At 32.9% G+C, this 513-nt stretch carries 1 protein-coding gene; it reads left to right on the forward strand.

From position 1 onward, the window contains the following. The coding region (locus ACIPNH_RS01200) for a hypothetical protein (protein WP_400771126.1) at positions 1-513 on the forward strand (513 nt) is incomplete at both ends.

Consider the following 513-nt stretch of genomic DNA (forward strand, 5'->3'; position numbering starts at 1 on the left):
TAAAGAACTTTGCTATGCTTTTGATGCTAAAGCAATTAAAGAAGCAGTGATAAGTGACTTATATGGATTGGTGAAAAAAGAAGATATTGGAAAGCTTGGGTCTGAATTAAGCGAGCAGCAAAAAAATATTATGTGGGAACGTTTAATCAAAACTGAGATATTAGATGATCAGGGCAAATTGTTAAAAGGAAACATTAATGACAATGAACTTAATAAAGTACTTTCACCTGAATTTAATTGTTACAAAGATCGTTTTCTTTACCTTTTAAAAGAGTGCATTGAAAGAGAAAAATTTATACATGTTCCCAATAATCTCAGACCGTTTATTGAACAGCACTTAGAATCTTGGATTAATAATGCTATAACCGCGTTCTTCATGAAAGCAGGAGAGGATTATGTAGTGGATGTAGATAAAACCGGAAGTAGTCCAGATCGCAATCCTAATATTACAATTCTTGATAGAGATACAGGAACAGATCAAGCTAATTCTCAATGGGATGAAGCATTACACCA

It is taken from the genome of Wolbachia endosymbiont of Drosophila barbarae (assembly GCF_044752445.1).
Taxonomy (GTDB): domain Bacteria; phylum Pseudomonadota; class Alphaproteobacteria; order Rickettsiales; family Anaplasmataceae; genus Wolbachia; species Wolbachia pipientis.